Genomic DNA, 26385 nt, shown 5'->3' with positions numbered 1-26385 from the left:
TTTACAAACCGGTCGTGGCTGGCGCCGTGCGCGCTGGCCAGGACCGGTCCCTTTGTCCGCTACCGCCCCTCAACACCCCACGTGCCACGCTGCCAGCCCCTCACCGTGCAGAACCTCACCTCCCTTCGCGCCCGGCCCGCCATGGCGAAGTCTGCACGGCTGCGGCCCCCCGTGCCCCGCGTGCTGGCCCTGGGCGTTGCGCTGGCCTGGTGTGGCCTGCCGCTGGCGGCTCTGGCCCAGGACGGAGCCGCGCCCAGCGCCTGGGATGCGCCGCCGGTGCTGCGCACGTCACCCCTGCTGCAGGAAAAGATTCCCGACGCCGTGCGTTCGCAATTGCCCGTCTTTGTGAAGGGCGACCACATCAGCGGCCAGACCGACCTGAATGCACTGATTGAAGGCAACGCCGAGCTGCGCCGGGGCGACACGGTCATCCGCGCCGACCGGCTCGACTACAACGTGCCCGAGGACCTGGCCAAGGCCAACGGCAAGGTGCGCATCAACCGCGCAGGCAACGTCTACGAAGGCACGGCGCTGGAGCTGCGGGTGGAGGCCTTCGAGGGCTTCTTCAGCGACGCGCGCTACCGCTTCCTGGCCACGCAGGCGCATGGAGATGCGACGCGGGTGGACTTTGTGGACCGCTACCGCGCCGTGGTGCACAACGGCACCTACACCACCTGCGAGCGTGGCAACGAGGAAAGCTGGCAGCCCGACTGGGTGCTGCGCGCCGCCACCATCCGCATTGACAACGAGGAAGAGGTGGGCACGGCCGAAGATGCGGTGCTGGAGTTCAAGGGCATCTCGGTGCTGCCCATTCCGTACATCAGCTTCCCACTGTCGGAAAAGCGCAAATCAGGCCTGCTGCCGCCCACCGTCGGGCTCGACAGCCGGGATGGCGTGACCTACATGCAGCCGTATTACTGGAACATCGCGCCCAACCGCGATGCCACCTTGCGCGCCGCGCTCATGACCAAACGAGGCGCCAACGTGGGCGGCGAGTTCCGCTACCTGGAGCCAACCTACAAAGGCCAGATCAGCGCCGACGTGATGCCCACCGACCGTCTGCGCGACCGTGTGCGCTGGAGCTTTAGCGGCAAACACGAAGGCGCGTTCGACACCGGCATCGGCGGGCTGGGGCTGAACCTCAACCTCAACCGCGTGAGTGATGACAACTACTGGCGCGACTTCAGCCGCGCCACCGAGCAGTTGCGCCAGCGCCTGTTGCCCAACGATGCCATCCTGTCCTGGGGCCGCAACGACATGTCGGCCACCGTGCGCACCCTCAAATGGCAGACGCTGCAAGACGTGAGCTCGCCCATCGTGCCTCCGTATGACCGCATGCCGCAGGTGCAATGGCGCTACAACCCCTCGCAGCTGGGCGGTGGATTCGATGCCAGCGTGGAGCTGGACACCACGCGCTTTGAAGCAGCCCGTGCGCTCACGGGCCAGCCCAATGCCGATCGCAGTTACGCCATGGCGCAGATCAGCCGCCCCTTCCTGTCGCCGGGCGGCTTCATCACCCCGCGCCTGCAACTGCATGCCACGCAGTACCAGTTTGACTCGGCCCTGTCCAACGGCCAGCGCTCGGCCAGCCGCACGCTGCCTACCTTCAGCCTGGACAGCGGCCTGGTGTTCGAGCGTGACACCGCCTACTTTGGTCGCGCCTTCCTGCAGACACTGGAGCCCCGGGCGTTCTACACCTACACGCCCTACCGCGACCAGAGCATGCTGCCGGTGTATGACACGGCGGCCAATGACTTCAACTTTGCGACCATCTACACAGAGAACGCGTTTGGCGGCAACGACCGGCTGGCCGACAACAACTTGCTGACCCTGGGCGTGACCACACGCCTGCTGGACCCTGAGTCGGGCGCCCAGGCAGCGCGCTTCGGCATTGCCCAGCGGGTGCGTTTCTCGGACCAGAAGGTCACCCTGCCAGGGGGCACGCCGGTCAGCGAGCGCCTGTCGGACCTGCTGCTGGGCGCGGGCATCAACTGGACACCGCAGTGGAGCTTTGACTCCACCGTGCAGTACAACCCCAAGACCGGACAGTCCATCCGTTCGACCATCGGCGCGCGCTACAGCCCCAGCAACTACCGCACCGTGAGCGCGGCCTACCGTCTGCAACGTGGCACCAGCGAGCAGATCGACATCGGCTGGCAGTGGCCGCTGAACGACCTGTGGGGCGACAAGGGCAAGGACCTGGGCCCCGGCCGCGGCCAGGGCGGCGGGCGCTGGTACAGCGTGGGCCGCCTGAACTACAGCATGAAGGACCGCAAACTCGTGGACACCGTGGTGGGCTTCGAGTACGACAGCTGCTGCTGGATCGGCCGTGTGGTGCTGGAGCGTCTGCAAAGCAGTGTGACCAGCTCCAACACGCGCCTGCTGTTCCAGATCGAATTCGTGGGCTTCTCCCGCCTGAGCCTGGGCTCCAGCCCGCTCGACTCCTTCAAGCAAAATGTGCCGCGTTACCAGAACCTGCGCGAGCAGGTCTCCACGCCCAGCCGCTTCAGCAACTACGACTAGACCATGAACCACCGTGTATTCGCACTGGCCTTGACGGCCGCGTTGGCATCCCTCGTGGCGCAAGGCGCTGCGGCCCAGGGCCTGCGCCCCTCGGGGACCTCGTCCTCGGGCAAGACAGGGTTGTCTTCCTCGCCGTCTTCGCTGAATGCGCGCCCTGCTGCCGTGCCCTCCATCACGCTGCCCGCTCCTTCCACCAGCGCGGCCCCGCGCTCGGCCGACTTCATCGTGGCGGTGGTCAACTCCGAGCCCGTGACCAACTACGAGGTGCGCTCGCGCCTGGCACGTGCCGAGGCGCAGATCGCCAAGCAGGGCGGTGCCATGCCACCGCGCGATGCGCTGGCGCGCGAAGTCCTCGAACGCATCATCCTGGAGAAGGTGCAGCTGCAGCAGGCCCGCGAATCGGGCATCAAGGTCGATGACTACGCCGTGTCGCAGGCCGAGCAGGGCGTGGCCCGCCAGAACGACATGACGGTGGACGAGCTGTATGCGCGCCTGGCCCGCGATGGAATGAGCAAGGACCGTTTTCGCGAAGAGCTGCGCAACCAGTTGCTGCAGCAGCGCCTGCGCGAGCGCGAAGTCGAAGCGCGGGTGAAGGTGAGCGATCTGGACGTGGACCAGTTCCTGCGTGAAGAGCAAAAGGGCACGGATGTCGCCGCCATGGAGATCAACCTGGGCCATGTGCTGGTGCTGGTGCCTGAAAACGCCACCCCCACGCAGGTGGCCGAGCGGCAGGCACGGGCACAGCGAGCGGCCGACAAGGTGCGCGCGGGCGAAGACTTTGCAGCGGTGGCCCGCGAGTTCTCCGATGCGCCCGAAGGCCAGCGCGCTGGTGGATTGCTGGGCTTGCGGCCTGCGGATCGTTATCCGGAGCTGTTTGTGAACTCCACCCTCGGCCTGCCGGTGGGCTCCATCGTGGGCCCGGTGCGCTCGCCAGCGGGTTTTCACGTGCTCAAGGTGGTGGAACGTGTGACGGCGGGTATGCCGACCACCGTAGTGCAAAACCATGCGCGCCACATCTTGCTGCGCACGGGCCCCCAGTTGTCCGAAGCCGCCGCCGCCGCGCGCCTGGCCGACTACCGCCGCCGCTTGCTGGCGGGACAGGCCGACTTTGCAGCCCTGGCGCGCGAGCATTCGCAGGACGGCAGTTCCAAGGAGGGCGGCGACCTCGGCTGGGCCAACCCAGGCCGGTATGTCCCCGAGTTCGAGCAAGCGCTGGACGCCCTCAAGCCCGGTGACATCAGCGAACCCCTGGTTTCGCGTTTTGGCGTGCACCTGATCCAGCTGCTCGAACGCCGCGAGGCCAAGCTCACCCAGCGCGAGCAGCGCGAAATGGCCCGCAGCACGGTGCGCGAGAAGAAGCTCGACGAGGCCTATGCCACCTGGGCGCAGGAGTTGCGCGGGCGCGCGTATGTCGAGTACCGCGAGCCACCCCAGTGAGTGCAGCGCACACGAGCTCCAAGCACTCTCAGACACGACAACAGGTAAGGCCGCGTTGAAACACATTCCCCGCAAGCGCTTCGGACAGCATTTCCTGTCCGACCAGGGCATCATCGACGGCATCGTGCAGGCCATTGCGCCGCTGCCCGGCCAACCCATGGTCGAGATTGGGCCCGGTCTGGCCGCGTTGACGCAGCCCCTGGTGGAACGCCTGGGGCGCCTCACGGTCATCGAACTGGACCGCGACCTGGCGCTGCGCCTGCGCCTGCATGGCCAGCTCGACGTGATTGAGTCGGACGTGCTCAAGGTGGACTTCACCGCACTGGCGCAGACCCTGCGTGACAAGGCAGGACAGCCCGGTTTGCGGTTGCGCGTGGTGGGCAACCTGCCCTACAACATCTCCACACCCATCCTGTTCCATCTGCTGGACCATGTGCAGGTCATCGAAGACCAGCACTTCATGCTGCAAAAGGAAGTGATCGACCGCATGGTGGCCAGCCCCGCCACGGGCGACTACGGTCGCCTGTCGGTGATGCTGCAATGGCGCTACGCGATGGAAAACGTGCTGTTCGTGCCGCCCGAGAGCTTCGACCCGCCGCCACGCGTGGACAGCGCCGTGGTACGCATGGTGCCGCATGCAGAGCCTGCGGCCTTGTCTGTGCCGCTGCTGGAAGAGCTGGTGCAGGTCGCCTTCAGCCAGCGCCGCAAGCTGCTGCGCCACACGCTGGGCCGCTGGCTCGAAGCACGCCAGTTCGCTGGTGAATTCGATACCCAGCGCCGTGCCGAGGAAGTGCCCGTGGCTGAATACGTGGCCCTGGCGCAGAATTGCTCTTAAATTGATAGCTGGCAGCGCTTGTTGAATGGGTGCTGGCGGTCTATGGGGCAAAAAAATGGGGTGCAGTGCACCAGCATCATCCGCATCAATGGCAGGAAAAGAGGCCTGCCTCGGGTGTGGCAGGCGCTTGATTCAACTCTGCCCTCGACGATGGGCGACATACCATGCCAGAGACACCGCGCAAGGGCCGCCCCGCCGCGCTGGTGTCGTCCCCCTTCCCGGCGAAGCCGAGAGAAGGGGGAAGCGGCGTAGCCGCTCAGGGGGATGTACCGAGTTATGCGGCGCTGAGCCAATACCCGGCATTGAAAGGGCTGCTCATGCGCAGCGCCATGGGCGACACGTCCACAAGCTTGTCGGTGGGCATCTTTTCAGCGGGTTCGCCGTTGATCTCGATGCCTTCCACGGCCTGGGTGTCGCTAGCCTCGTTCGCCCGTTCTGCTTGGCTGGTGGATGCAGAACGGGCTACAGAAAAGAATAGAAACACCGGAAGGGGATCTTGCGATCACCCCAGTAGTCGGCGGCATCACGGAAGATGTCGAGCAGCTGCTCGCGCGCTTCCTTGTCGAACTTGCCCGTGGCAGGAATCTGCTCCAGCACCACGATGAAACCAGGCTGCGGGCCCGATTTGTGCAAGGGGTCTGTCATGCAGTCGTACAACGCATCGAAGTTCTTGCCGAAGTGCGACGGGAACGTGAATTGGGCGGCAATCAGGTCCAGCACATCCTGCTTGGACTGCGCGTGGGCCAGATTGGCGTACAAGAAATGGTGACCCATGGAGGTGGCTGCATCTTGCAGGTCCTGCACGCGGAAGGCGCGAATGGACTGCACGATGTTGGTGCGCACGCCACGCAGTGGCGTTTCCAGGTCTTTACGAAGTGGCGTCTGCATCTCCGCTACTCTTTCTTTATAAAGTCCACAAACTTCTGGCATCTCACAGGCTGCAGGATGCGGCCTGTGAATGGGGAATTCAATGGGGCGCGGCGTACGCTTTCAGGGATGGGCTGGCGTACGACGCATTGGGGTTACTCGACGATCTCGCGAAAACTGGCGTAGTGGTCGCTGGTGTAGTAGCAGGCATCCGGCATCCGGGGCTTGCCGCCACACACGATGCGCCGGGCTCCCCGGTCGCGCGATCCTGGTGTTCTGACGGTGTATTCACGGTAGTAGCCCCGCTTTTGGGCGGGCAACAGCCGCTCGCGATTGCCAAAAACCGATCCGTCCTTGTCGTACGGAAAGGGCCCGCCCTCACGAATCAGCGCATACGTTGTCCGCCCTTGGGGCGGCAACTCGGCCAGTGCGATGGGGGTGATGGACCCGTCGGTGGACGGGGATTTCCGGGCATGTCCCGCGACCGGAGACAGCACGAAAGCAACACCCAAAACACACAATAACCCTGCCTTGCGCGCCCGGGTGGCTACAGCCTTCAGCATCAACGAACCTTTCAGAAACTACGGGTTAACCCGAAATTTCGACCCGCTAGTGTCGCTCAACGGTCCCCAAAAAGCAAGCGTCTGCACAAAGATTGGGCAGACGCTGAAGGGCTTTGCAGGGATTTTAAGTTAGCGCTTGCTATTCTTTTAAGGCTTACCGCAGGGCGTTGGCATCGGCCACGGTGAGGGCTGTCATGTTCACAATACGACGCACGGTGGCACTGGGTGTCAGGATATGAACCGGCTTGGCAGCGCCCAGCAGCACGGGGCCGATGGCAATGCCGCCACCTGCTGCGGTCTTGAGCAGGTTGTAGGCAATGTTGGCGGCGTCGATGTTGGGGAACACCAGCAAGTTGGCGTCGCCGGTCAGCTCGCTGCTGGGCATGAGCGCCGAGCGGGCCTTGCCGTCCAGCGCCACGTCGCCATGCATTTCGCCGTCCACTTCCAGCCAGGGGGCCTGCTGGCGCAGCAGTTCCAGCGTCCGGCGCATTTTCACGGCGCTGGGGCTGTTGCTGGTGCCGAAGTTGGAGTGCGACAGCAGCGCCGCCTTGGGCTTGATGCCAAAGCGCATCATTTCCTCGGCGGCCAGGGCGGTGATCTCGGCCAGCTCCTGCGGCGTGGGGTCGTAGTTGACGTGCGTGTCCACCAGGAACACCTGGCGACCCGGCAGCATCAGGCCGTTCATGCAGGCGTACACCGGCACATCCTGCTCGGTGCTGTCGGCGCCGCCTGCATGCTTGCCGATGACCTGGTCGATGTACATCAGGTGGTTGGCGGTGGTGCCCCAAGTACCGCAGATCAGGCCGTCCACTTCGCCCTTGTGCAGCATCATCGAACCGATGAGCGTGAGGCGGCGGCGCATCTCGATCTTGGCAACCTGCTGGGTGATGCCCTTGCGCTCGGTCATGCGGTGGTAGGTCTGCCAGAAGTCGCGGTAGCGGTGGTCGAAGTCGGTGTTGACCACGTCGTAGTCCACGCCTTCCTTCAGGCGCAGGCCAAACTTTTCGATGCGCTGGGCGATGATGGCGGGGCGGCCGATCAGCGTGGGGCGCGCCACCTTTTCGTCCACCACGATCTGCGCAGCACGCAGCACGCGTTCTTCTTCGCCCTCGGCATAGGCCACCCGCTTCTTGGCGGCATTGCGGGCCGCGTCGAAGATGGGCTTCATCGTCGTGCCCGAGGCATACACAAAGGTCTGCAGCCGGTCGCGGTACGCGTCCATGTCAGCGATGGGGCGCTGTGCCACGCCGCTGTCCATGGCGGCCTGGGCCACGGCGGGCGCAATCTTCATCATCAGGCGCGGGTCGAACGGCTTGGGAATCAGGTACTCGGGCCCGAAGGTCAGCTTCTCGCCCACGTAGGCGGCGGCCACCACCTCGCTTTGTTCGGCCTGTGCCAGCTCGGCAATCGCGTGCACCGCGGCAATCTCCATCTCATCGGTGATGGTGGTGGCACCGCAGTCCAGTGCCCCACGGAAGATGTACGGGAAGCACAGGACGTTGTTCACCTGGTTCGGATAGTCCGAGCGGCCCGTGGCCATGATGATGTCGTTGCGCACGCTGTGCGCCAGCTCGGGCGTGATCTCGGGGTTGGGGTTGGCCAGCGCGAAGATCACCGGGCGCTCGGCCATGGTGGCCACCATCTCGGGCTTGAGCACGTTGCCGGCCGACAGGCCCAGGAATACGTCGGCGCCGACCATCACCTCGGCCAGCTTGCGCGCGTCGGTCTTCTGCATGAACTGGCGCTTGTCGTCGTCCATCAGCTCTTCGCGGCCTTCATACACCACACCAGCCAGGTCGGTGACGAACACGTTCTTGCGCTGCACGCCCACCTTGAGCAGCAGGTTCAGGCAGGCCAGGGCCGCCGCACCCGCGCCGCTGGTGACCAGCTTCACGTCTTCGATCTTCTTGTTGGCGACCTTGAGCGCATTCACGACGGCAGCCGCCACCGTGATCGCCGTGCCGTGCTGGTCGTCGTGGAAGACCGGGATCTTCATGCGCTTGCGCAGCTCGCGCTCCACATAGAAGCAGTCGGGGGCCTTGATGTCTTCGAGGTTCACGGCGCCAAAGGTCGGCTCCAGTGCCGCAATCACCTCCACCAGCTTGGCGGGGTCCTTCTCGTCGATCTCGATGTCGAACACGTCCACGCCCGCGAACTTCTTGAACAGGACGGCCTTGCCTTCCATCACTGGCTTGGAGGCCAGCGCACCAATGTCGCCCAGGCCCAGCACGGCCGTGCCGTTGCTGATCACGGCGACCAGGTTGCCGCGCGAGGTGTAGCGGAAGGCGTTGGCCGGGTCCTTGACGATCTCTTCGCAGGGCGCGGCCACGCCGGGCGAGTAGGCCAGCGCGAGATCGTGCTGGTTGATCATCTGCTTGGTCGCGGCAATCGCCAGCTTGCCGGGCTTGGGAAACTCGTGGTACTCGAGAGCGGCACGGCGCAACTGGGCACGCTTGTCGGAATCGTTGTTGTTCTGGGCCGTGGTGTTCTCGGGCATTCAGTGTCTCCAACTCAGGGGTGAGGGGCCAAAACCGTACTCCAGCGGGTCTGCAGCAGGCTGTCAGCTTTGTAAGGGTCTGCGATTGTAGGGGGATGTGCGTAAAAACCCTAGTAAGCGAATCTGCTTACAGAGGGGCTGTTTGCCCATTGATTGTGTCGTGCGGGCAGGGTTTTGAGACCTCCGTATCCATGCACAAAAGCTATGAAGTGTTTTGCTTTTTGATGGGTAAGACCTCGGCATCCGAAAACGGGTCGCTTTATGGGCTCTTCTTGCGCCAAAAGACGGCATGCCACGCCAGCCATGCGCATTTACATGGCTCACCTTCAAACGCCCTGGCACGGCATAGAACGAAAAAAGGCCCCACGTGGGGCCTTTTCGTCGAGAAGTGGACGCTGGTGCTTCAGCGGCTGCTCGGGAAGCTGAACACCGCCCCCTCGCGCACGCCCGCCGAGGGCCAGCGCTGCGTGATGGTCTTGCGCTTGGTGTAGAAGCGCACGGCGTCGGGACCGTAGGCGTGCAGGTCGCCGAACAGGCTGCGCTTCCAGCCGCCGAACGAGTGGTAGGCAACCGGCACGGGCAGGGGCACGTTCACGCCCACCATGCCGACCTGGATGTGGTCGGTGAAGTAGCGGGCGGCCTCGCCGTCGCGGGTGAAGATGCAGGTGCCGTTGCCGTATTCATGGTCGTTGATGAGCTGCATGGCTTCCTGCAGCGTCTTCACGCGCACCACGCCCAGCACGGGGCCGAAGATTTCTTCCTGGTAGATCTTCATGCCGGGCTTGACGTTGTCAAACAGGCAGGCGCCCAGGAAATAGCCGTTCTCGTGGCCTGCCGCCACCTTCACGCCACGGCCGTCCACCACCAGCGTGGCGCCTTCTGCCACGCCGCTGTCCACATAGGCCTTCACCTTCTCGAAGTGGGGCTTGGTGACCAGCGGGCCCATGTCGTTGCTGTTGTCGGTGCCGGGGCCGACCTTCATCTTGGCGATCTCGGTCTTGAGGCCCGCGATCACGGCGTCACCCACTTCGTCGCCCACGGCGACCAGCAGAGGGATGGCCATGCAGCGCTCGCCACACGAGCCGTAGGCCGCGCCCATCAGCGCGCTCACGGCGTTGCCTACGTCGGCGTCGGGCATCAGCACGGCGTGGTTCTTGGCACCGCCCAGGGCTTGCACGCGCTTGCCGTGTTTGCAGCCTTCGGCGTAGATGTATTCGGCAATGGGGGTGGAGCCCACAAAGCTCACGGCCTTGACGCGGGGGTCGCGCAGCAGCGTGTCCACGGCCAGCTTGTCGCCGTTGACCACGTTGAGCACGCCGGGCGGCAGGCCCGCCTCCAACGCGAGCTGGGCGATGAACAGCGTGGAGGAGGGATCGCGCTCCGAAGGCTTGAGCACAAAGGTGTTGCCGCAGGCCACGGCCATGGGCCACATCCACAGCGGCACCATGGCCGGGAAGTTGAAGGGCGTGATGCCTGCGGTGACGCCCAGCGCCTGGAACTCGGACCATGAGTCGATGCTGGGGCCCACGTTGCGGCTGTGCTCGCCCTTGAGCAGTTCGGGCGCGTAGCTCGCGTATTCGACGTTCTCGATGCCGCGCTGCAACTCGCCGTGCGCGTCGGCCAGCACCTTGCCGTGTTCGGCGGTGATCAGGGCGGCGATCTTGTCGGCGTTTTCTTCCAGCAGCACTTTGAGCTTGCTCATCACGCGCGCACGCTTGAGCGGCGGCGTGTTGCGCCAGGCCGGAAACGCGGCCTCGGCCGAGGCAATGGCCGCCTCGACCGTGGCCTGGCTTGCCAGGGCCACGCTGGTGGTGGACAGGCCGGTGGCGGGGTCAAACACGGGCTGCGTACGGGCGGTGTCGGCGACGATCTGGCCGTCGATCAGGTGGCCGATGGTGGTGGTGACGTTTTTGTCGTGGTTCATGGTGTTTTCAAGTAAAAAGTGCCACAAGCGCTAGTGAAACATGCGCTGATAGCTATCAAATTTATAGTATTCAAGCCGCAGCAGCCTGGGGCTCCAGCGCGGGCAGCACATGCCCCAAGGCGCGGTCGATGAACTCCTGCTTCTCGCCCACCGGAGCAAAGTAGTGCAGCACTTCGCGCGCGGCATCCAGCCCCTTGAGGCGGGCGATCAGCCACGCCACCAGGTACTGCGAGGCCAGGCACCCGCCCGCCGTGGCCACGTTGCCGTGGGCCGCAAACGCGCGCGGCACCACGTCCACGCCCGACTCCACCACCCACGGCTTGCTGGTCAGGTCCGTACAGGCGGGCGTGCCGCTCAGCAGGCCCAAGCGGCTGAGCAGGAAGGTGCCAGAGCACTGCGCCGCCAGCAACTGGCGGGCGGGGTTCAGCACCCTTAGCTGTTCCATCAGCGCGGGGGTGTTGGCCACCTCACGCGTCTTCATGCCGCTGCCCACCAGCACCGCGTCGGCCTCAGCCAGCTGGCTCAGGTCTTCGTGCGCGTCGATGGTCAGCCCGTTCATGGACGTGATGCGGGGCGCGGGACTCGCAATGCGCACCTGCCAGTCCTTGTCGCCCAGCAGAGCGATGCGATTGAGCATGCCAAACGCCACCAGCGAATCCAGGTCGTTGAAGGCATCGAAGGTGAGGATGGAAATGCGCATGGAGGGGCAGGCTGGCTGGCGAAGGAAGCTCAGGCGGTTTCTTGCAGGGCGTCGCCCAAGGCGCTGATCAGGCGGTCGATTTCGGCCTGGGTGCTGATGAAGGGCGGTGCCAGCTGGATGGTGTCGCCACCGTAGCGCACGTAAAAGCCCTTCTTCCAGCAGTTCATGGCGATCTCATAGGGGCGCTTGGCAGGCTCGCCGGGCAGCGCCGCAATGGTGAAGCCGGCCGCCAGGCCAAAGTTGCGGATGTCGGCCACATGCTTGGCGCCCTTGAGGCTGTGCACAGCCTGCTCGAAGTACGGGGCCAGCGCTTTGACGCGGCCGATCATGTCTTCCTTTTGCAGGATGTCGAGCGCCGCAATGCCCGCCGCGCAGGCCACGGGGTGGGCCGAGTAGGTGTAGCCGTGCGGGAATTCGAGCATGTACTCGGGGCCGCCCGCGGCCATGAAGGTGTCGTAGATTTCCTTGGTAGCCACCACGCCGCCCAGCGGCTGCGCGCCGTTGGTGACCTGCTTCGCAAAGTTCAGGATGTCGGGCGTCACGCCGAAGGCTTCGGCACCCGTCCAGGCGCCGCTGCGGCCAAAACCGCTGATCACTTCGTCAAAAATCAACAAGATGTTGTTTTGGGTGCAGATCTCGCGCAGGCGCTGCAGGTAGCCCACGGGCGGGATCACCACACCGGCCGAGCCCGAGAAGGGCTCGACGATGACGGCGGCGATGTTCGATGCATCGTGCAGCGCAATCACTTCCAGCAAGCGGTCGGCCAGCTCTTTGCCCGTGGGCGGCATGCCCTTGTGGAACGAGCCTGCGGGCGGCTGGGTGTGGGGTAGGTGGTCGGCCTCCACGCCCTGGCCAAACAGCTTGCGGTTGGCCACGATGCCGCCCACCGAGATGCCGCCAAAGTTCACGCCGTGGTAGCCCTTTTCGCGGCCGATGAGGCGCGTCTTGGTGCCCTGGCCCTTGGCACGCCAGTAGGCGCGGGCCATCTTCAGAGACGTGTCGGCCGACTCGGAGCCCGAACCGGTGAAGAACACATAGTCCAGCCCTGCAGGCGTCAGTTCCTTCACGCGGTTGGCCAGCTCGAACGACAGCGGGTGGCCAAACTGGAAAGCGGGCGCGTAATCGAGCTTCATCGCCTGCTTGCCGATGGCTTCGGCGATCTCGCGGCGGCCATGGCCCAACCCGGAGCACCACAGGCCCGACAGGCCGTCAAAAATCTTGCGACCTTCGCTGTCGGTGAAATAGGCGCCGCTGGCCTCCACGATCATGCGCGGGTTGGCCTTGAACTGGCGGTTGGCCGTGTAGGGCATCCAGTGCGCGTCCAGCCACTCGGCGTCCATGCGGGGGCCTTCGGCGCCAGCGGCGGGTTTTTCGATGTTGACGAAGCTCATGGGGTTCTCCAGTGCAAAGGCGGCGACAAAAAGCGGACAGCCCCAGCGGCCTGGGGCTTGACGTAGGGCATTGTTGCGCCGCCTGTTAATCTCTCAAATAATCCAATATCAATGTTTACTTGACGATTTATGCAAGTAAAAGACCCGGTTCCATCCCCCCAAGCTTCAGTGCCCGCAGTACCGGGCAAACACCGCGCCGTGCTGGGCCAGCTCAGCGACATGGACCTGCGCCTGCTGCAGGTGTTCAAGAGCGTGGTGGAGTGCGGCGGCATGTCGGCCGCCGAGTTGGAGCTGAACATCGGCACCAGCACCGTCAGCCGCCACATCAAGGACCTGGAAGCCCGCCTGGGCCTCACGCTGTGCCGCCGGGGGCGGGCGGGGTTTGCGCTGACGGCCGAGGGGCAGCGGGTGTATGACGAAACCCTGCGCCTGCTGTTCGCCGTGGACAGCTTCCGCAGCAGCATCGACGACATCCACCGCCGCATGGGCGGGCGGCTGGAGGTGGCGGTGTTCGACAAGACGGCCAGCAACCCCGCTGCGCACATCGACGATGCGATTGCGCTGTTTGCGCAGCAGGCGCCCGAGGTGAGCCTGCAGATGCATGTGGCCTCCATCCCGGCCATCGAGCGCGGGCTCATCGACGGCGGCTTCCATGTGGGCATCATCCCGGCGCACCGCACCTCGCAAAGCCTGGTCTATGCCGACCTGTTCGCCGAAACCATGCTGCTGTACTGCGGCGCGCGCCACCCGCTGTTTGGCGGGGACCACGCCGCACTCACCTGGGAATCACTGCGCGCCTACCAGTTTGCGGGCCTGGGCTACCACTCGCCCAACATGGAGCTGAGCCACAGCACCCGCCTGCCGCGCAAGGCCACGGGGTTTGACCAGGAGTCGATCGCCACGCTGATCCTGTCAGGCCGCTACCTGGGTTTTCTGCCCGACCACTATGCCGTAGGCTTCGAGCGCCAGGGGCTCATGCAGGCCGTTTTGCCCGCGCAGTTCCATTACCGCTGCCAGTTTGTGGGCGTGTTGCGCAAGTCGCCCCAGCCGCCGCGCGCGGCGCAGGCGTTTGCACAATGCCTGCTGAAGGCGCATACGTCAGGAGGCTCGTGACCTCCCGCCTGCGATACAAACTGCGCTTGTGGATTATATATTTCTCATGCGCCTAGGGATTCTCTGCACGAATCGAGCGGTCCGTGGGCGCTGCGGATCAGGATGGGCTGTAAGGCGCAAGACGCAGCAATAGCCGCAGCTATGGCGAGTACTTGCAACGCGGCAGACCGCCCGAGGCCGCAGATGCACACGGCGCGGTGATTCGTGCAGAGGATCCCTAGTGAAGATTTATCGCAGTCAATCCGGGCCTGGAGCCAAATACGTAAAGTACTCCATTGTCAGAAACAGCGAGTCTGCCGCTGATCGGATACCTCCAGACAATCTGCTGTTTGGAAATTTCTACTGCCAATAGAGCTGAGGCGGGATTTCCAATTTGAGACGCGAAAAGGTGGTTTCCCACAAGTAACAGTTCATACCTCGGCATGGAATTGCCTGGAAGTGGCCCTGGCAAAGGAAGTGTCCAAATTACTTTTCCTGTTAGAGCATCAATTGCTTTTACTTCTGAAAATTCATTATTCTTTGGCTGAGATATATTGGAGGTTGTGTAGATAATGTTGTTGGCCAAAACTGGTGAGCTTGAAAAGCTACCATTAATAATCCAATTTTTTGTGCCTGAGCTGCGGGAGTAAGAAGAGATGTGAGAGCTTGAGCCTGCTGCGACATTGAAATAGCTGAATATGACGTCATTCTGGCCATTGACCATGATGCTCGAATTCTCGCTTGTTTTATAGTTGTTAATGGGCTCCGATCGGGAAAATCCGCTTTTTACGCCGCTTGCGCGATCTACGCGTATGCCGTGAACCGAAATGAGTTCCTTTGCATCCACGGCGAAAGGCTGTATCGGATCATCTCCATTGTTCATGGCCCATTGTTGGGTTAGTGATTCGGCATCAAACTTCAAAAATCCGAACCCGGGTCCTGTTCTACCAACAAATATGCTATTGTCATGTGCGACCATGTAGGATGGATAATATGCTCCGGAGTTGGTGGCTGCGATTTGCTGACCAGTTGTTACGTCAAATGAAAAAAGCGAGTTTTGTGTTAAGAGAAAGACCTTGTTATTCAAAAGTGCAAGATTTGTGAAAACGCCATTGGTGGAGGCGCTTGAGTTCTTCCAAGCGACCGTACCGTCAAATTCTCTTATGCCTGCAAATCCTAATGGTGAGCTATTTTGATAGACTACAACTCGATCTTCACCAATTACCGGGCTTTGGCTATAACTTCCGGCTTCCAGGTAATAATCTTCGTTTATCCAGCGTAGATTAAAGCGACTTTCATCAATTTTTGTGGAGGTAATATAGCCGGTCTGAGATGCATTTGCTCGCAAGTTTCCCCAGCGTTGCGCGCCAGTCAGTTTTTGCAGTGGGGTAATGTTTGGGGTCTTGGATAATATAGTAAAGCTGTATGGGAGCCTCCAAGGAGATCCAGGATACGGAGACTGACAAATTGTGGCTGAGTCTCGGCATAGAGAAATGGTAATGTTTCCGGAGTAGGAGCCAGGCGCGAGTGATGCAGCGCTTGAAATTTTGAAGCGGTTTGTAGCTCGAGTGATCTGAGGTGTGAAGTCCCCAGTAGTGTCGACCTTAATATTCAGGCTCTCACTGGAGATCCCGCTTAAGACAACCCAGAAATCAAAATCCAAGGATTTACCAGAAAAATCTGTTCCTTGCAGGATTTGCGGAACAAAAGTCACAGAGTTCGTGGCAGGGGCAGGAGCAGGAGCAGGGGCAGGAGCAGTTGGGCTGTCGCTACCGCCTCCACCACACGCAGAAAGGAGCACTGCAAGTAGCATCGTTGTCTTTTTCAAATTCCCTCCAGATCGCAAACATGTTGATGACTTTTGATTCTAAGTAACAAAATGTGGGGGGCGTTGCGTTTGCTTGTTGCTCAATGCGTCGCGCGGAGCTGTTCCGGCTTTACAGATGTCGGGTTGAGTGCACCTTGTTTCTGTTGCCCTACGGGGAGACAATCTCACCCCGAGGTTCGGGGCTTCGTTAATCTTTGTCGAGCACACAATGGCAACCATTTCTTCCATCGGCAGTTCAGGCCTGCAGTCCGCCCAGTTGCGGCTGGATGCCTCGGCCAACAACGTGGCCAACATGAACACCCCCAACTACCGCCGCCAGGTGGTGGCGCAGGAAGAGGCCGCCGACAGCGCTGGCGTGCGCGCCACCGTGCAGCGCCAGCAAGAGGCCGAGGGCGTGGCGCTGGAGAAGGAGGCGGTCGAGCAGATGTCGGCCACCTACGCCTTCAAGGCCAATCTGCAGACCATCAAGGCACAAGACGAAATGATGGGTTCGCTGCTCGACGTGAAGGCCTGAGTCGTTTCTCCCGCGCTCCCGACAATGCCCCGCCAGCCGGGGCATTGTTGTTTTCAGCGCCAGTGCTGGAGTGGCCTCGGGCGACTTCAGCTGGCTACAACCAGCCCGGCCAGCCGGTGAACGAGCCAGCGTTGAAAGGCCAAGCCGGTAGCGGTGCGGCTGCGCAAGGGAAGGCTGTACATGGGGGCTCCTTCGTACGGGTGGTTCAGACGGTGGTTCAAACGGCCTGCAAGGCGGCTGGACTGGGTGCCTGTGTGGCGTCGTCAGCGCCGCGCCGAGCAGCCCGGTCCCACGCCTTTTCATGGAAGAAGAACGCGACCGCCTGCACCGTGGGCTCCAGCAGGCTCAGCGTGAGCGAGGCCCACAGGTTGCCCGTGACGGCATAGGCCACCAGGGCGGCCACGCAAATATGGATCACGTAGTAGCTGCCAGTTTTCATCAGCATGGTTTTGTTCTGGCGGGCAGCGCGGCGGATGTGGGACATGGCGGACTCCTTTTCACTTCTTCATCAGGGCCTGCGGTGGTGTGCAGGGATGTTGAAATGGTAGTAATTCTCAATAGCGTTGGCTAATTGATCATCACTAAGCCGGAGATAGCCACTATCAAGCGGCCATGCATCCCGGTCGGGCGACGCCATGCCAACCAAACTGGTTCAGCGCGTGAACCAGTTCACCGATGGGGCTCAAAAAAAGCCGCTCCGCGCCATGCCCCCGTTGCTATGATGGCCGCTCTTTTCAACCCCCTCTTTTGCTTTGGGAGCACACATGGCCCTCATGGACTTCATCAAGAAACAGTTCATTGACATCATTCAGTGGACCGAAGAGGGGGACGGCACGCTGGCCTGGCGCTTCCCCATGCGCGACATGGAAATCCAGAACGGCGGCACGCTGGTGGTGCGCGAGTCGCAGATGGCCATCTTCGTGAACGAAGGCCAAGTGGCCGACGTGTTTGGCCCCGGCACCTACAAGCTCACCACGCAGACGCTGCCGGTGCTCACGTACCTGAAGAACTGGGACAAGCTCTTTGAGTCCCCCTTCAAGAGCGATGTGTACTTCTTCAGCACACGCCAGCAGATCGACCAGAAGTGGGGCACACCCCAGCCCATCACGATCCGCGACAAGGACTTTGGCGCCGTGCGCCTGCGCGCGTTCGGTAACTACGCCTTCCGTATCGCCGACCCCAAGCTGTTCCACACCGAAATCTCGGGCACGCGCGAGTCCTACCCCGTGGCCGACCTGGAAGGCCAGCTGCGTGGCCTGGTGTTGCAGAACATCAGCAACGCCATTGCCGGTAGCGGCCTGCCGTTCCTGGACCTGGCGGCCAACCAGGTCATGTTTGCCGATGCGCTGACCAAGGAGCTGGCGCCCATCTTCGCCAAACTGGGCATCTTGATTGAGTCCCTCACGGTGCAGAACGTCTCGCTGCCCGAAGAGCTGCAGAAGATCCTCGACCAGAAGATCGGCATGGGCATGGTGGGCAACGACATGGCCAAATTCATGCAGTACCAGACGGCGCAGGCCATACCCAAATTTGCCGAGGGCGCGGGCAACGGTGGCGGAGTGGCGGGGGACGCCATTGGTCTGGGCGCGGGTGTGGCGCTGGGCCAGGTGCTCGCGCAGAACCTGCAGCAGGGCCTGCAAGGCGGCGGCGCAGCTGCCCAGGCAGCGCCCGCAGCGGCGGCCGCTGCAGTGGGCGTCAAGCCTGAAGACGTGATGGCCACGCTGGAGAAGCTGGGCGAGCTCAAGTCCAAGGGGATCCTCACGCAGGAAGAGTTCGACGCCAAGAAGGCCGAACTGCTCAAGAAGCTCGTCTGATCGATCGGATCGATTGCTATCATAAAAATAGCTGCTTGCGCTGGAGAGATAGGCGCTAGAGGCCAATAGGGCTTCAAAGCCGTTTAGCGCGGCGCGGGCAGAACACTCCACACGATGGCCACCGACCCCACCCAGCGCTATTACCGCGCGCCCTGCCCCGGCTGTGGCGCGCCGGTGGAGTTCAAGAGCGCGCAGTCCACTCATGCCGTCTGCGGCTACTGCCAGAGCACCGTCGTGCGCAGTGGCGACGTGCTCACGCGCCTGGGCAAGATGGCCGAGCTGTTCGACGACCACAGCCCGCTGCAGCTCATGGCCAGCGGGCGCATCCAGCTCGACGGCAAGGACGTTCCCTTCACCCTCATCGGCCGCCTGCAATACAAGGGCGACGCGGGCGTGTGGACCGAATGGGCGGCCTTTCTGAATGACGGCACGCTGGCCACGCTGGGCGAAGACAACGGTGCCTATGTCTTCACCCGGCCCATCGACCCGGGCCGCGAGATGCCTGCGCCCGAGCGCTTTCGCATCGGCACCACCACGGCCATCAACGGCAAACCCTACAGCGTGGCCTACACCGGCCAGGCACAGCTGATCTCGGCCCAGGGCGAGCTGCCCAAACTACCGCCGCTGGGCCAGCCCTTTGGCATGGTCGAGCTGCGCAGCGCCGACGGCGAAGTGGTCAGCATCGACTACGGCCACACCCCGCCCAATGTCGAGCGTGGCAAGGCAGTGCTCCTGGAAGACCTGCAGCTGCAGGGTCTGAAGGACGAATCGGCCAAGGACGAAAAAGGCCGCCAGTTCAACTGCCCGCACTGCGGTGCGCCGGTGCAGGTACAGCTGTCCACCTCCAAGAGCATCACCTGCGGCTCGTGCGCCAGCATCATCAGCCTGGACAGTGGTGTGGGCGGAGAGTTGCGCTCGGCGGAGCAGGACGAGCCCGTCCAGCCCCTGATCCCGCTGGGCAGCAAGGGGCAGCTGCAGGGCGTGCACTGGCAGGTGGTGGGCTTTCAGCACCGCATGGGCGTGGAGCCCGGCGATGACGAGCACTTTGGCTGGAGCGAATACCTGCTCTACAACCAGAAGCGTGGCTTCGCGTTCCTGGTCGATTCCGAAGAAGGCTGGAGCATGGTGCGCCCCACCACCGGCGCGCCGCAGATGGCGGCCACGGGCCGCTCCGCCACGTACATGGGCACCAAGTACGACCTCAAGTACACCTACGAGGCCGAAACGACCTACGTGCTGGGCGAGTTCTACTGGCAGGTCACGCGCGGCCAGAAGACCACCAACCGCGACTTTGCGAGCGCCAAGGGCCTGCTGTCGATGGAGCAGAGCCCGAACGAGATCACCTGGTCTGCGGGGGACAAGCTGTCCAGCGACACGGTGGCCAAGGCGTTCAAGCTGGACGACAAGAAAGATGTCCTGAAGCGCGACGACCCTGGCCCGTTCGTGGCCAAATCCGGCCTGGGCTGCGGCACCATCATCATCATCGCCGTGGTGATCCTGATCCTGCTCATCTTGCTGAGCCGTTGCTCCAGCTGCGATCCCCGGGTCGAAAACTGTTCCTCGTCCTCCAGCTACCGCAGCTCGGGGGGCTCGTACGGCGGATATTCGTCGGGCGGCAGCCACAAGTAACCTCGCAACAACCCGAATTTCACCGGAGAACAGCATGACCAAATTCGAATGGCTTCACCCCCTGTCCATCGGCGGCACGCTGCTGTATGCCCTGATGGGCATCATCATCTTCTGGGCGGCCTTCATCATCATCGACAAGATCACGCCCTACGACCTGTGGCGCGAAATTGTGGAAAAGCAAAACAAGGCCCTCGGCATGGTGGTGGCGGCGATGTGCCTGGGCATCAGCATCATCGTGGCGGCCGCCATTCATTGACGCGCCTGTTTGCCTCCATTGCCTGAATGAACGTAGCAGCGCACCCCGCAGGGTGCGCTGACAGCCGCCTTGTCGCCTCCCACCTTGTCCCCTACCGAGCCAGCGCCCGCGGCGCTGCCCCGATCCCCCGGCCCACGCCCTATTGATATCGCGCTGCTCATCAGCGTGTTCGTCGTGGCTGCCTGCGGCCTTTTGTACGAGCTGGCGGCGGGGGCGCTGGCGTCCTATGTCCTGGGCGACTCGGTGCTGCAGTTCAGCACCATCATCGGCACCTACCTGTTTGCCATGGGCCTGGGGTCGTGGCTGTCGCGCTACTTCGAGCGGCAGCTGCCCGCGCACTTCCTGCGCATCGAGCTGCTGGTGGCGCTGATCGGCGGCGCGCTGCCAGCCACGCTGTTCCTCGCCAATGCGTATGCGCCGGGCGCGTTCCGGTTTCTGCTGTACGGCATGGTGCTGATGGTGGGCACGCTGGTGGGGTTGGAGATTCCGCTGGTCATGCGCATCCTCAAACGCAACGTGGTGCTCAAGGATCTGGTCTCGCAGGTGCTCACGTTCGACTATCTGGGCGCGCTGGCAGTGTCGCTGGCGTTTCCGCTGCTGCTGGTGCCGCACCTGGGGCTCATCCGCACCGGGCTGCTGTTCGGGCTGATGAATGCCGCCGTGGCGCTGTGGGCGGTGTGGCTGTTCCGGCATGAGCTGCGGCGCCTCCAAGCCCATTTGTTCGCCTGCCTGATGGTGGTGGGCCTGTTGCTGGCCGGGCTGGCGGGGTCTGAGCAGATCACTAGCTTTGCCGAAGACAAGTTCTACCAGGACCGCATCATCTTCACCACGGCCACGCCCTACCAGCGCATTGTGGTCACGCAGGGCCGCTATGGCCACCGGCTGTACCTCAACGGCAACCTGCAGTTCTCCGAGTCCGACGAATACCGCTACCACGAGGCCCTGGTGCACCCCGCCTTGGCCGCCCACGGCGCGCCCAAACGGGTGGCGGTGCTGGGCGGCGGCGATGGCATGGCCGTGCGCGAAATCCTCAAGTACCCCTCGGTCGAGTCCGTCACCTTGGTCGAACTGGACCCGGCCATGACGCGCATCTTCAGCGAGAACCCCACGCTGGCAAAGCTCAACGGCAACGCGCTGCAAAACCCCAAAGTGACCATCGTCAACACCGATGCCTTTGGGTGGCTGCAGCAGGGGACGGACCTTTTTGACGTGATCGTGGTGGACTTCCCCGATCCCACCAACTTCTCCATCGGCAAGCTTTACACCAACAGCTTTTATGCGTTGCTGGACAAGCGGCTGGCGGCCAGTGGCTACGCTGTGGTGCAGACCACCTCGCCGCTGGTGGCGCGCCAGAGCTTCTGGACGGTGGTGCAGACCATCGAATCCGTGGGCCTCTCGACGGCGCCGTACCACGCCCATGTGCCCAGCTTTGGCGAATGGGGCTATGTCATCGCCAGCCGCAGGCCCTGGCGCCTGCCCGATGCCTTGCCGCCGGGGCTGCGGTTTTTGAGCCCCCCGTCGCTGCCGCTGCTGTTTGACTTTCCGCTCGACATGGCGCGGGTACCTGCGGACGTAAACCGGTTGTCCAACCAGGCGCTGGTGCACAGCTACGAGCGCGAATGGGGCAAGGTGGTGGCGCATTGAGCAGCCGATGGCTTGGGGGCCAACGGGCATTCGCCGAGCAATTTGCAGGGGTTCTGCCCGGTGTCACGGGCGTCACAATCGGCTACAAAGCTGTCAAGACCTGATCGCCGTGGGCTCCCGATGCCGGATTTCTTTTTCCTCTCCAACGCACAGCCCTATCCGCTGCTCTGGGCCCAGCATGATCCTTGGCTGGTGGCGCTGTCTGTAGCGATGGCGGTGCTGGCGTCTGTGCTGACGCTACAGATGGCGGGCCTGGCCCGGCGTGCAGACACCCGTTTCATGCGCCAGATGGCGCGGGGGTCTGGGGCGATGGCGTTGGGTGGGGGCATCTGGTCGATGCACTTCATCGGCATGCTGGCGTTCACAGTGTGTGGGCGCGGGCGTTTTGATCCCTGGATGACAGCCCTGTCTATGCTTCCCAGCGTGGCTGCGTCGTGGGTGGCGCTGGGGCTGCTGATGCGCCGCGAGATCAGCCGTACCGCCCTGGTCGTGGGCGGCGTGCTCGTCGGCGCCGGCATTGGCGCCATGCATTACGTCGGCATGGAGGCGTCCCAGTGGGCGCCCCTCATTCGCTTTGATCCTTGGGGCTTTGCAGCTTCCGTCTTGGTGGCCGTGCTTCTCGCGGTTGTGGCCCTTTGGGTGAGATTTGGATTGGAGCGAGTGGTGCGCTGGCGGGCCCGCTGGCTGAATCTAGCGGCGGGAGCGGTCATGGGGCTGGCCATTGCGGGCATGCATTACACCGGGATGGCGGCATTGCGTTTCATCGACGCACCCGACGAACTGGAGCTGCTGGCCGCAGCAGAGGGTACGTCCCTTGCCCTGGCTGTAGCCGCCGTGGCCGTGGTAATCGGTGTGCTGGTCATCGCTATCAACGCCGGCCTGCGCTACCGGCAAATGTTCCTGCAGATGCGCCAGAGCGAGTCCCGCCTGCGCGCGATTGCCGACACGGCCGTGGATGGCATGGTGATGATTGATGCGCAGGGCCGGGTGCAGTCCTTCAATGCGGCGGCCGAACGCATCCTGGGGTGGCGCCCCGATGAGGTGGTGGGCCAGAACGTGTCCATGCTCATGCCCGAGCCTGATCGCTCTCGCCATGACACCTACCTGCAGCGCTACCTGCAGGGCCAGGGCGGTGGCGTGGTCGGCGCCAACAGCCGCGAGGTGCTGGCCTTGCGCCCCGACGGCAATACCGTGCCCATTCGTATTGCCGTTGGACGCGTACCGCTGGATGGCGCGCCTGTGTTTGTGGGGTTCATCAGCGACCTGACCCAGCGCCGCGCGATGGAGCAGGAGCTCAAGGCGAGCGAGCAGCGTTTGCGCTCATTGATCGGAAACATCCCGGGGGTGACCTTCCGCTGCCGCTACGACGCGGACTGGACCATGCTGTTCATCAGTGATGCAGTGACAGCGCTCACAGGGTGGCAGCCGCAAGACTTTTTGCAAGGGCGCATCAACTTTACACAGCTGACACTGCCTGAAGAGGTACCCCGCCTGTGGGACGAGGTGTCGGCGGCCATCGAGGGGCGCAGGCCCTACCACGTGGAGTTTGGCCTGCGCGACCGCGAGGGCCGCTTGCGTTGGGTGTCCGAAAGCGGGCGCCCCGTGGTGGGGGACGATGGCCAAGTGCAATGGATTGACGGGGTCATCATGGACATGACCGCCTTCAAGGAACGCAACGCAGAGTTCGAAAGCACTGTGCGCGCCATCAACCGCGCGTTGGCGGTAGTGGAGTTCGACATGCAGGGCCGTGTGCTCCATGCCAATGACAACTTCCTCAGTCTGATGGGCTATGGCCTCCAGGAGATCGTGGGCCAGCACCACCGCATGTTCTGCGAGCCCGCCTACGCGCAGACCGAGGCGTATGCGCAGTTCTGGGAACAGCTCCGATCCGGCCAGCTGGATGGCGGTGAGTACCAGCGACTGGGCAAGGACGGGCGGCGCATCTGGATCCAGGCCACCTACAACCCCATCTTCGACGCGCAAGGCCAGCCGTTCAAGGTCGTCAAGTTTGCGACCGACCTCACCCAGCGCCGTGCCATGGAGCAAGAGCTGCGCGCCGCCAAGGAGCGTGCCGAGCAGGCCGCAGCCGCGCGCAGCACCTTCCTGGCCAACATGAGCCACGAGATCCGCACGCCCATGAACGCCATCATCGGCTTCACCGAGGCACTGCTCGACACCCCCATGGACGCGCAGCAGCGCCGCCACCTGGGCACGGTGCAGCATGCGGCGCGCTCCATGCTGCGCCTGCTCAATGACATCCTGGACACCGCCAAACTCGAAAAAGGCGCGGTGGAACTGGAGATTGCGGACTTCTCGCTGCAAGAGGTGTGCGACCAGATCCTTGCCTCGCTGCGCATCCATGCGGGCAAGAAGGGGCTCGCGCTGCAGTGCCTGACGGACGACCGGGTGCCGCCCTACCTGCGGGGCGATGCGCTGCGCCTGCAGCAGGTGCTGCTCAACCTGCTGGGCAACGCGCTCAAGTTCACCGAGCGCGGCCATGTGATGCTGCGGCTGGACTACCACGACGGCACGCTGGTGATGGAGGTGGAGGACACGGGCATCGGCATCGCGGCGCAGCACCTGGAGCGTATCTTCGACCCCTTTGCGCAGGCCGACGCATCCACCACCCGGCAGTTCGGCGGCACCGGCCTGGGCACCACCATCTCGCGCCAGCTGGTGGAGCTGATGGGCGGCAGCATCAGCGTGCGCAGCACCCTGGGTGTGGGCACTACGTTCACCGTGTGTGTACCTTTGCCGGTGGGCCAGGCGACGGCGGCAGTGGCCACCGTGAGCCATGCGGTGCAGTTGCCGCCGCTGCGCATGCTGGTGGTGGACGATGTGCCGGCCAACATCGAGCTGCTGCAGATCCACCTGGACCGGGGGCGCCACCAGGTGACCGTGGCGCGGGATGGCGAAAGCGCTGTCGCCGCCTACGAAGCCGGGCGCTTCGATGTGGTGCTGATGGACTTGCAGATGCCCGGCATGGACGGCCTGGAGGCCACGCGCCGCATCCGTGCGTTCGAGCAGGCGCAACGGCGCAAGCCGGTGCCGGTGATCGCGCTGTCGGCCAGCGTGCTGGAGCAGGACCGGCGCAACGCACGCGCTGCGGGCATGGACGGTTTTGCAAGCAAGCCGCTGGAGCCCGCCCGCCTGTTCCGCGAGATCGCCCGCGTGCTGCATCTGCAGCCCGACACCTCCACATCGGGGTGGAGCAGCCTGCAGACCTTGACGCGCGCCACCGACTTGCCACCGGTCCCCCACGCCACCGTCGCCGCGGTGGACTGGGAGCGTGGCACCCGCCTCTGGGGCCAGCGTGCGCTGCTGCGCGATGCCGTGGCGCGCCTGCTGACCGACCATGCCGCCACCCCCGCCACCTTGCAGGCCCTGGTGGCGCAGCCCGACATGGACGCTGCCCGTGCGCTGGCCCACCGCCTGCGTGGTGCGGCAGGCAACCTGGCGCTGGGCCCGCTGCAAACGCTGGCGCAGCGCATCGAGGAAGCCGCCCACAGCCTGGACCGCACTGCTCTGCAGCCGCTGGTGGCCGCCCTGCCCGCCGCGTTGCAGGCCGTGGAGCAGGCCCTGGCCCACGAGGCCGTGGCCGCCGCAGCGCCCGCCCCCGGCGTGGGCCAGCACGCACCGCTGACCGCAGACCAACGCCAGCAGGCCCGGGACGCCGCGCAGGCGCTGCAGCAGGCCCTGGCACAGTCCGAGCTGGCCCAGCCGCCGCTGGACCTGCTGGTGCAGATGCTGCCTGCAGATGCCACCGAGCGCCTGCAAGAGGCCATCGACCGCTTTGACTTTGACCAGGCCGGGGTGCAGTTGCAGCAGCTGCGCACGCACTGGCTGGACGAACCCCTGGAGAACCCCGCATGACACCGGCCCCTGACCAGCGGCCCCGCCTGTTGCTGGTGGACGACGAGCCCACCAACCTGCAGGTGCTGCGCCACATCCTGCAGTCCGACTACCGCCTGCTGTTTGCCACCGACGGTGAACGTGCGCTGCAGGTGGCGCGCGAGCAGCGGCCCGACCTGGTGCTGCTCGACATCATGATGCCGAACCTGGACGGCTATGCCGTGTGCCGCGCGCTCAAGGCCGATGCCGCCACGGCCTCCATCCCGGTGATCTTCATCACCGCCCTCACCGACAGCCAGGACGAAACTGCCGGGTTTGACGCGGGCGCGGTGGACTACATCACCAAGCCCGTCAGCCCGCCCGTGGTGCGCGCGCGGGTGCGCACCCACCTGTCGCTGGTGCGCATGGACGAGCTGCGTGAAACCCGCCTGCAGATCGTGCAGCGCCTGGGCCGCGCGGCCGAGTACAAGGACAACGAAACCGGCATGCATGTGATCCGCATGAGCCACTTTGCCCAGCTGCTGGCCCTGGCTGCCGGCCACAGCCCGGCCTGGGCCGAAGACCTGCTCAACGCCGCGCCCATGCACGACGTGGGCAAGATCGGCATCCCCGACGCCGTGCTGCGCAAGCCCGGCCCGCTGAACGCCGATGAGTGGGACACCATGCGCCGCCACCCCGAGATCGGCGCCGAGATCATTGGCGAGCACCCGTCCGGCGTGCTGCAGCTGGCCCGTGAGATTGCGCTGGCCCACCACGAAAAGTGGGACGGCAGCGGCTACCCGCGCGGCCTGGCGGGCGAGGCCATTCCGGTGTCGGCGCGCATCGTGGCGGTGGCCGATGTGTTCGATGCGCTTACCACCCGCCGCCCCTACAAGGAACCCTGGCCCGTGCAGGATGCGCTCGACCACATTGCAGCGCAGGCCGGCAAACACTTCGACCCCGCTTTGGTGGCGCTGTTCGCCCCGCTGGTGCCGCAGCTGCTTGAGATCCGCGCCCGCTGGGCCGATTGAGGCGTGACC

At 63.9% G+C, this 26385-nt stretch carries 20 protein-coding genes; 11 read left to right on the top strand and 9 right to left on the bottom strand.

Features of this window, described 5'->3' with window-relative positions; all coding sequences use genetic code 11:
- Positions 1–141 precede the first annotated feature (141 nt).
- Genes N4G42_RS24295 through rsmA form a run of 3 tightly spaced genes read left to right on the top strand, consistent with a single transcriptional unit; the run spans position 142 to position 4795 of the window.
- Entirely contained in the window at positions 142–2523 is a 2382-nt protein-coding gene (locus N4G42_RS24295; RefSeq protein WP_260668993.1) for an LPS-assembly protein LptD, read from the top strand.
- 3 nt (positions 2524–2526) lie between these two features.
- On the top strand, positions 2527–3960 hold the full coding sequence (locus N4G42_RS24290) for a peptidylprolyl isomerase (RefSeq protein ID WP_099731714.1): 1434 nt from the start codon (positions 2527–2529) through the stop codon (positions 3958–3960).
- 55 nt (positions 3961–4015) lie between these two features.
- A complete protein-coding gene (rsmA, locus tag N4G42_RS24285) occupies positions 4016–4795 on the top strand; it encodes a 16S rRNA (adenine(1518)-N(6)/adenine(1519)-N(6))-dimethyltransferase RsmA (protein WP_260668992.1) in 780 nt (259 codons plus the stop codon).
- Positions 4796–5069: 274 nt separating this feature from the next.
- Here the strand turns inward: rsmA and N4G42_RS24280 are convergent, their stop codons facing one another.
- The 7 genes from N4G42_RS24280 to N4G42_RS24250 form a co-directional block, all read right to left on the bottom strand.
- Positions 5070–5279, bottom strand: a complete 210-nt coding sequence (locus N4G42_RS24280) for a hypothetical protein (protein WP_015016367.1) — start codon at positions 5277–5279, stop codon at positions 5070–5072.
- Positions 5258–5683, bottom strand: a complete 426-nt coding sequence (locus N4G42_RS24275) for a barstar family protein (protein ID WP_015016366.1) — start codon at positions 5681–5683, stop codon at positions 5258–5260. The genes N4G42_RS24280 and N4G42_RS24275 overlap by 22 nt, the downstream gene beginning before the upstream one ends.
- 134 nt (positions 5684–5817) lie before the next feature.
- On the bottom strand, positions 5818–6225 hold the full coding sequence (locus tag N4G42_RS24270) for a ribonuclease domain-containing protein (RefSeq protein WP_056056729.1): 408 nt from the start codon (positions 6223–6225) through the stop codon (positions 5818–5820).
- Positions 6226–6379: 154 nt separating this feature from the next.
- A complete protein-coding gene (locus N4G42_RS24265) occupies positions 6380–8722 on the bottom strand; it encodes an NADP-dependent malic enzyme (RefSeq protein WP_056742688.1) in 2343 nt (780 codons plus the stop codon).
- Positions 8723–9125: 403 nt separating this feature from the next.
- The gene (locus N4G42_RS24260; protein ID WP_108496904.1) at positions 9126–10646 is read right to left on the bottom strand and encodes a CoA-acylating methylmalonate-semialdehyde dehydrogenase; all 1521 of its coding nucleotides are present in this window, start codon (positions 10644–10646) and stop codon (positions 9126–9128) included.
- A 70-nt stretch (positions 10647–10716) separates the two neighbouring features.
- On the bottom strand, positions 10717–11346 hold the full coding sequence (locus tag N4G42_RS24255) for a DJ-1/PfpI family protein (RefSeq protein WP_121941416.1): 630 nt from the start codon (positions 11344–11346) through the stop codon (positions 10717–10719).
- Positions 11347–11375: 29 nt separating this feature from the next.
- Complete coding sequence (locus N4G42_RS24250) at positions 11376–12737, bottom strand: aspartate aminotransferase family protein (RefSeq protein ID WP_260668991.1); 1362 nt, start codon at positions 12735–12737, stop codon at positions 11376–11378.
- Between the two features lie 129 nt (positions 12738–12866).
- On the opposite strand from N4G42_RS24250, the gene N4G42_RS24245 reads away from it, so the two are divergent.
- On the top strand, positions 12867–13850 hold the full coding sequence (locus tag N4G42_RS24245; RefSeq protein ID WP_260668990.1) for a LysR family transcriptional regulator: 984 nt from the start codon (positions 12867–12869) through the stop codon (positions 13848–13850).
- Between the two features lie 217 nt (positions 13851–14067).
- Here N4G42_RS24245 and N4G42_RS24240 read toward each other — a convergent pair whose 3' ends face one another.
- Positions 14068–15657, bottom strand: a complete 1590-nt coding sequence (locus N4G42_RS24240) for a PQQ-binding-like beta-propeller repeat protein (protein ID WP_260668989.1) — start codon at positions 15655–15657, stop codon at positions 14068–14070.
- Positions 15658–15865: 208 nt separating this feature from the next.
- Between N4G42_RS24240 and N4G42_RS24235 the strand changes: the two genes are divergently transcribed.
- Complete coding sequence (locus tag N4G42_RS24235) at positions 15866–16171, top strand: flagellar basal body protein (protein WP_260668988.1); 306 nt, start codon at positions 15866–15868, stop codon at positions 16169–16171.
- A gap of 217 nt (positions 16172–16388) precedes the next feature.
- Here the strand turns inward: N4G42_RS24235 and N4G42_RS24230 are convergent, their stop codons facing one another.
- Complete coding sequence (locus N4G42_RS24230; RefSeq protein WP_055398031.1) at positions 16389–16655, bottom strand: DUF2061 domain-containing protein; 267 nt, start codon at positions 16653–16655, stop codon at positions 16389–16391.
- 280 nt (positions 16656–16935) lie between these two features.
- Here N4G42_RS24230 and N4G42_RS24225 point away from each other — a divergent pair, with 280 nt between their 5' ends.
- From N4G42_RS24225 to N4G42_RS24200, 6 genes are all read left to right on the top strand, one after another.
- Positions 16936–17985, top strand: coding sequence for an SPFH domain-containing protein (locus N4G42_RS24225; protein WP_260668987.1), 1050 nt, complete (start codon positions 16936–16938; stop codon positions 17983–17985).
- Positions 17986–18099: 114 nt separating this feature from the next.
- The gene (locus N4G42_RS24220) at positions 18100–19614 is read left to right on the top strand and encodes a DUF4178 domain-containing protein (RefSeq protein WP_209816767.1); all 1515 of its coding nucleotides are present in this window, start codon (positions 18100–18102) and stop codon (positions 19612–19614) included.
- Positions 19615–19648: 34 nt separating this feature from the next.
- Positions 19649–19870, top strand: a complete 222-nt coding sequence (locus tag N4G42_RS24215; RefSeq protein ID WP_044396181.1) for a DUF350 domain-containing protein — start codon at positions 19649–19651, stop codon at positions 19868–19870.
- 84 nt (positions 19871–19954) lie between these two features.
- Entirely contained in the window at positions 19955–21514 is a 1560-nt protein-coding gene (locus N4G42_RS24210; protein ID WP_260668985.1) for a polyamine aminopropyltransferase, read from the top strand.
- Between the two features lie 120 nt (positions 21515–21634).
- Positions 21635–25387, top strand: a complete 3753-nt coding sequence (locus N4G42_RS24205) for a PAS domain S-box protein (protein WP_260668984.1) — start codon at positions 21635–21637, stop codon at positions 25385–25387.
- Positions 25384–26376, top strand: coding sequence for a two-component system response regulator (locus tag N4G42_RS24200; protein WP_056742703.1), 993 nt, complete (start codon positions 25384–25386; stop codon positions 26374–26376). The genes N4G42_RS24205 and N4G42_RS24200 overlap by 4 nt, the downstream gene beginning before the upstream one ends.
- Positions 26377–26385 lie beyond the last annotated feature (9 nt).

The organism is Acidovorax sp. K2F, from assembly GCF_025246485.1.
In the GTDB taxonomy this organism is placed as follows: domain Bacteria; phylum Pseudomonadota; class Gammaproteobacteria; order Burkholderiales; family Burkholderiaceae_C; genus Acidovorax; species Acidovorax delafieldii.
This window is presented reverse-complemented; position numbering and strand designations above follow the sequence as displayed.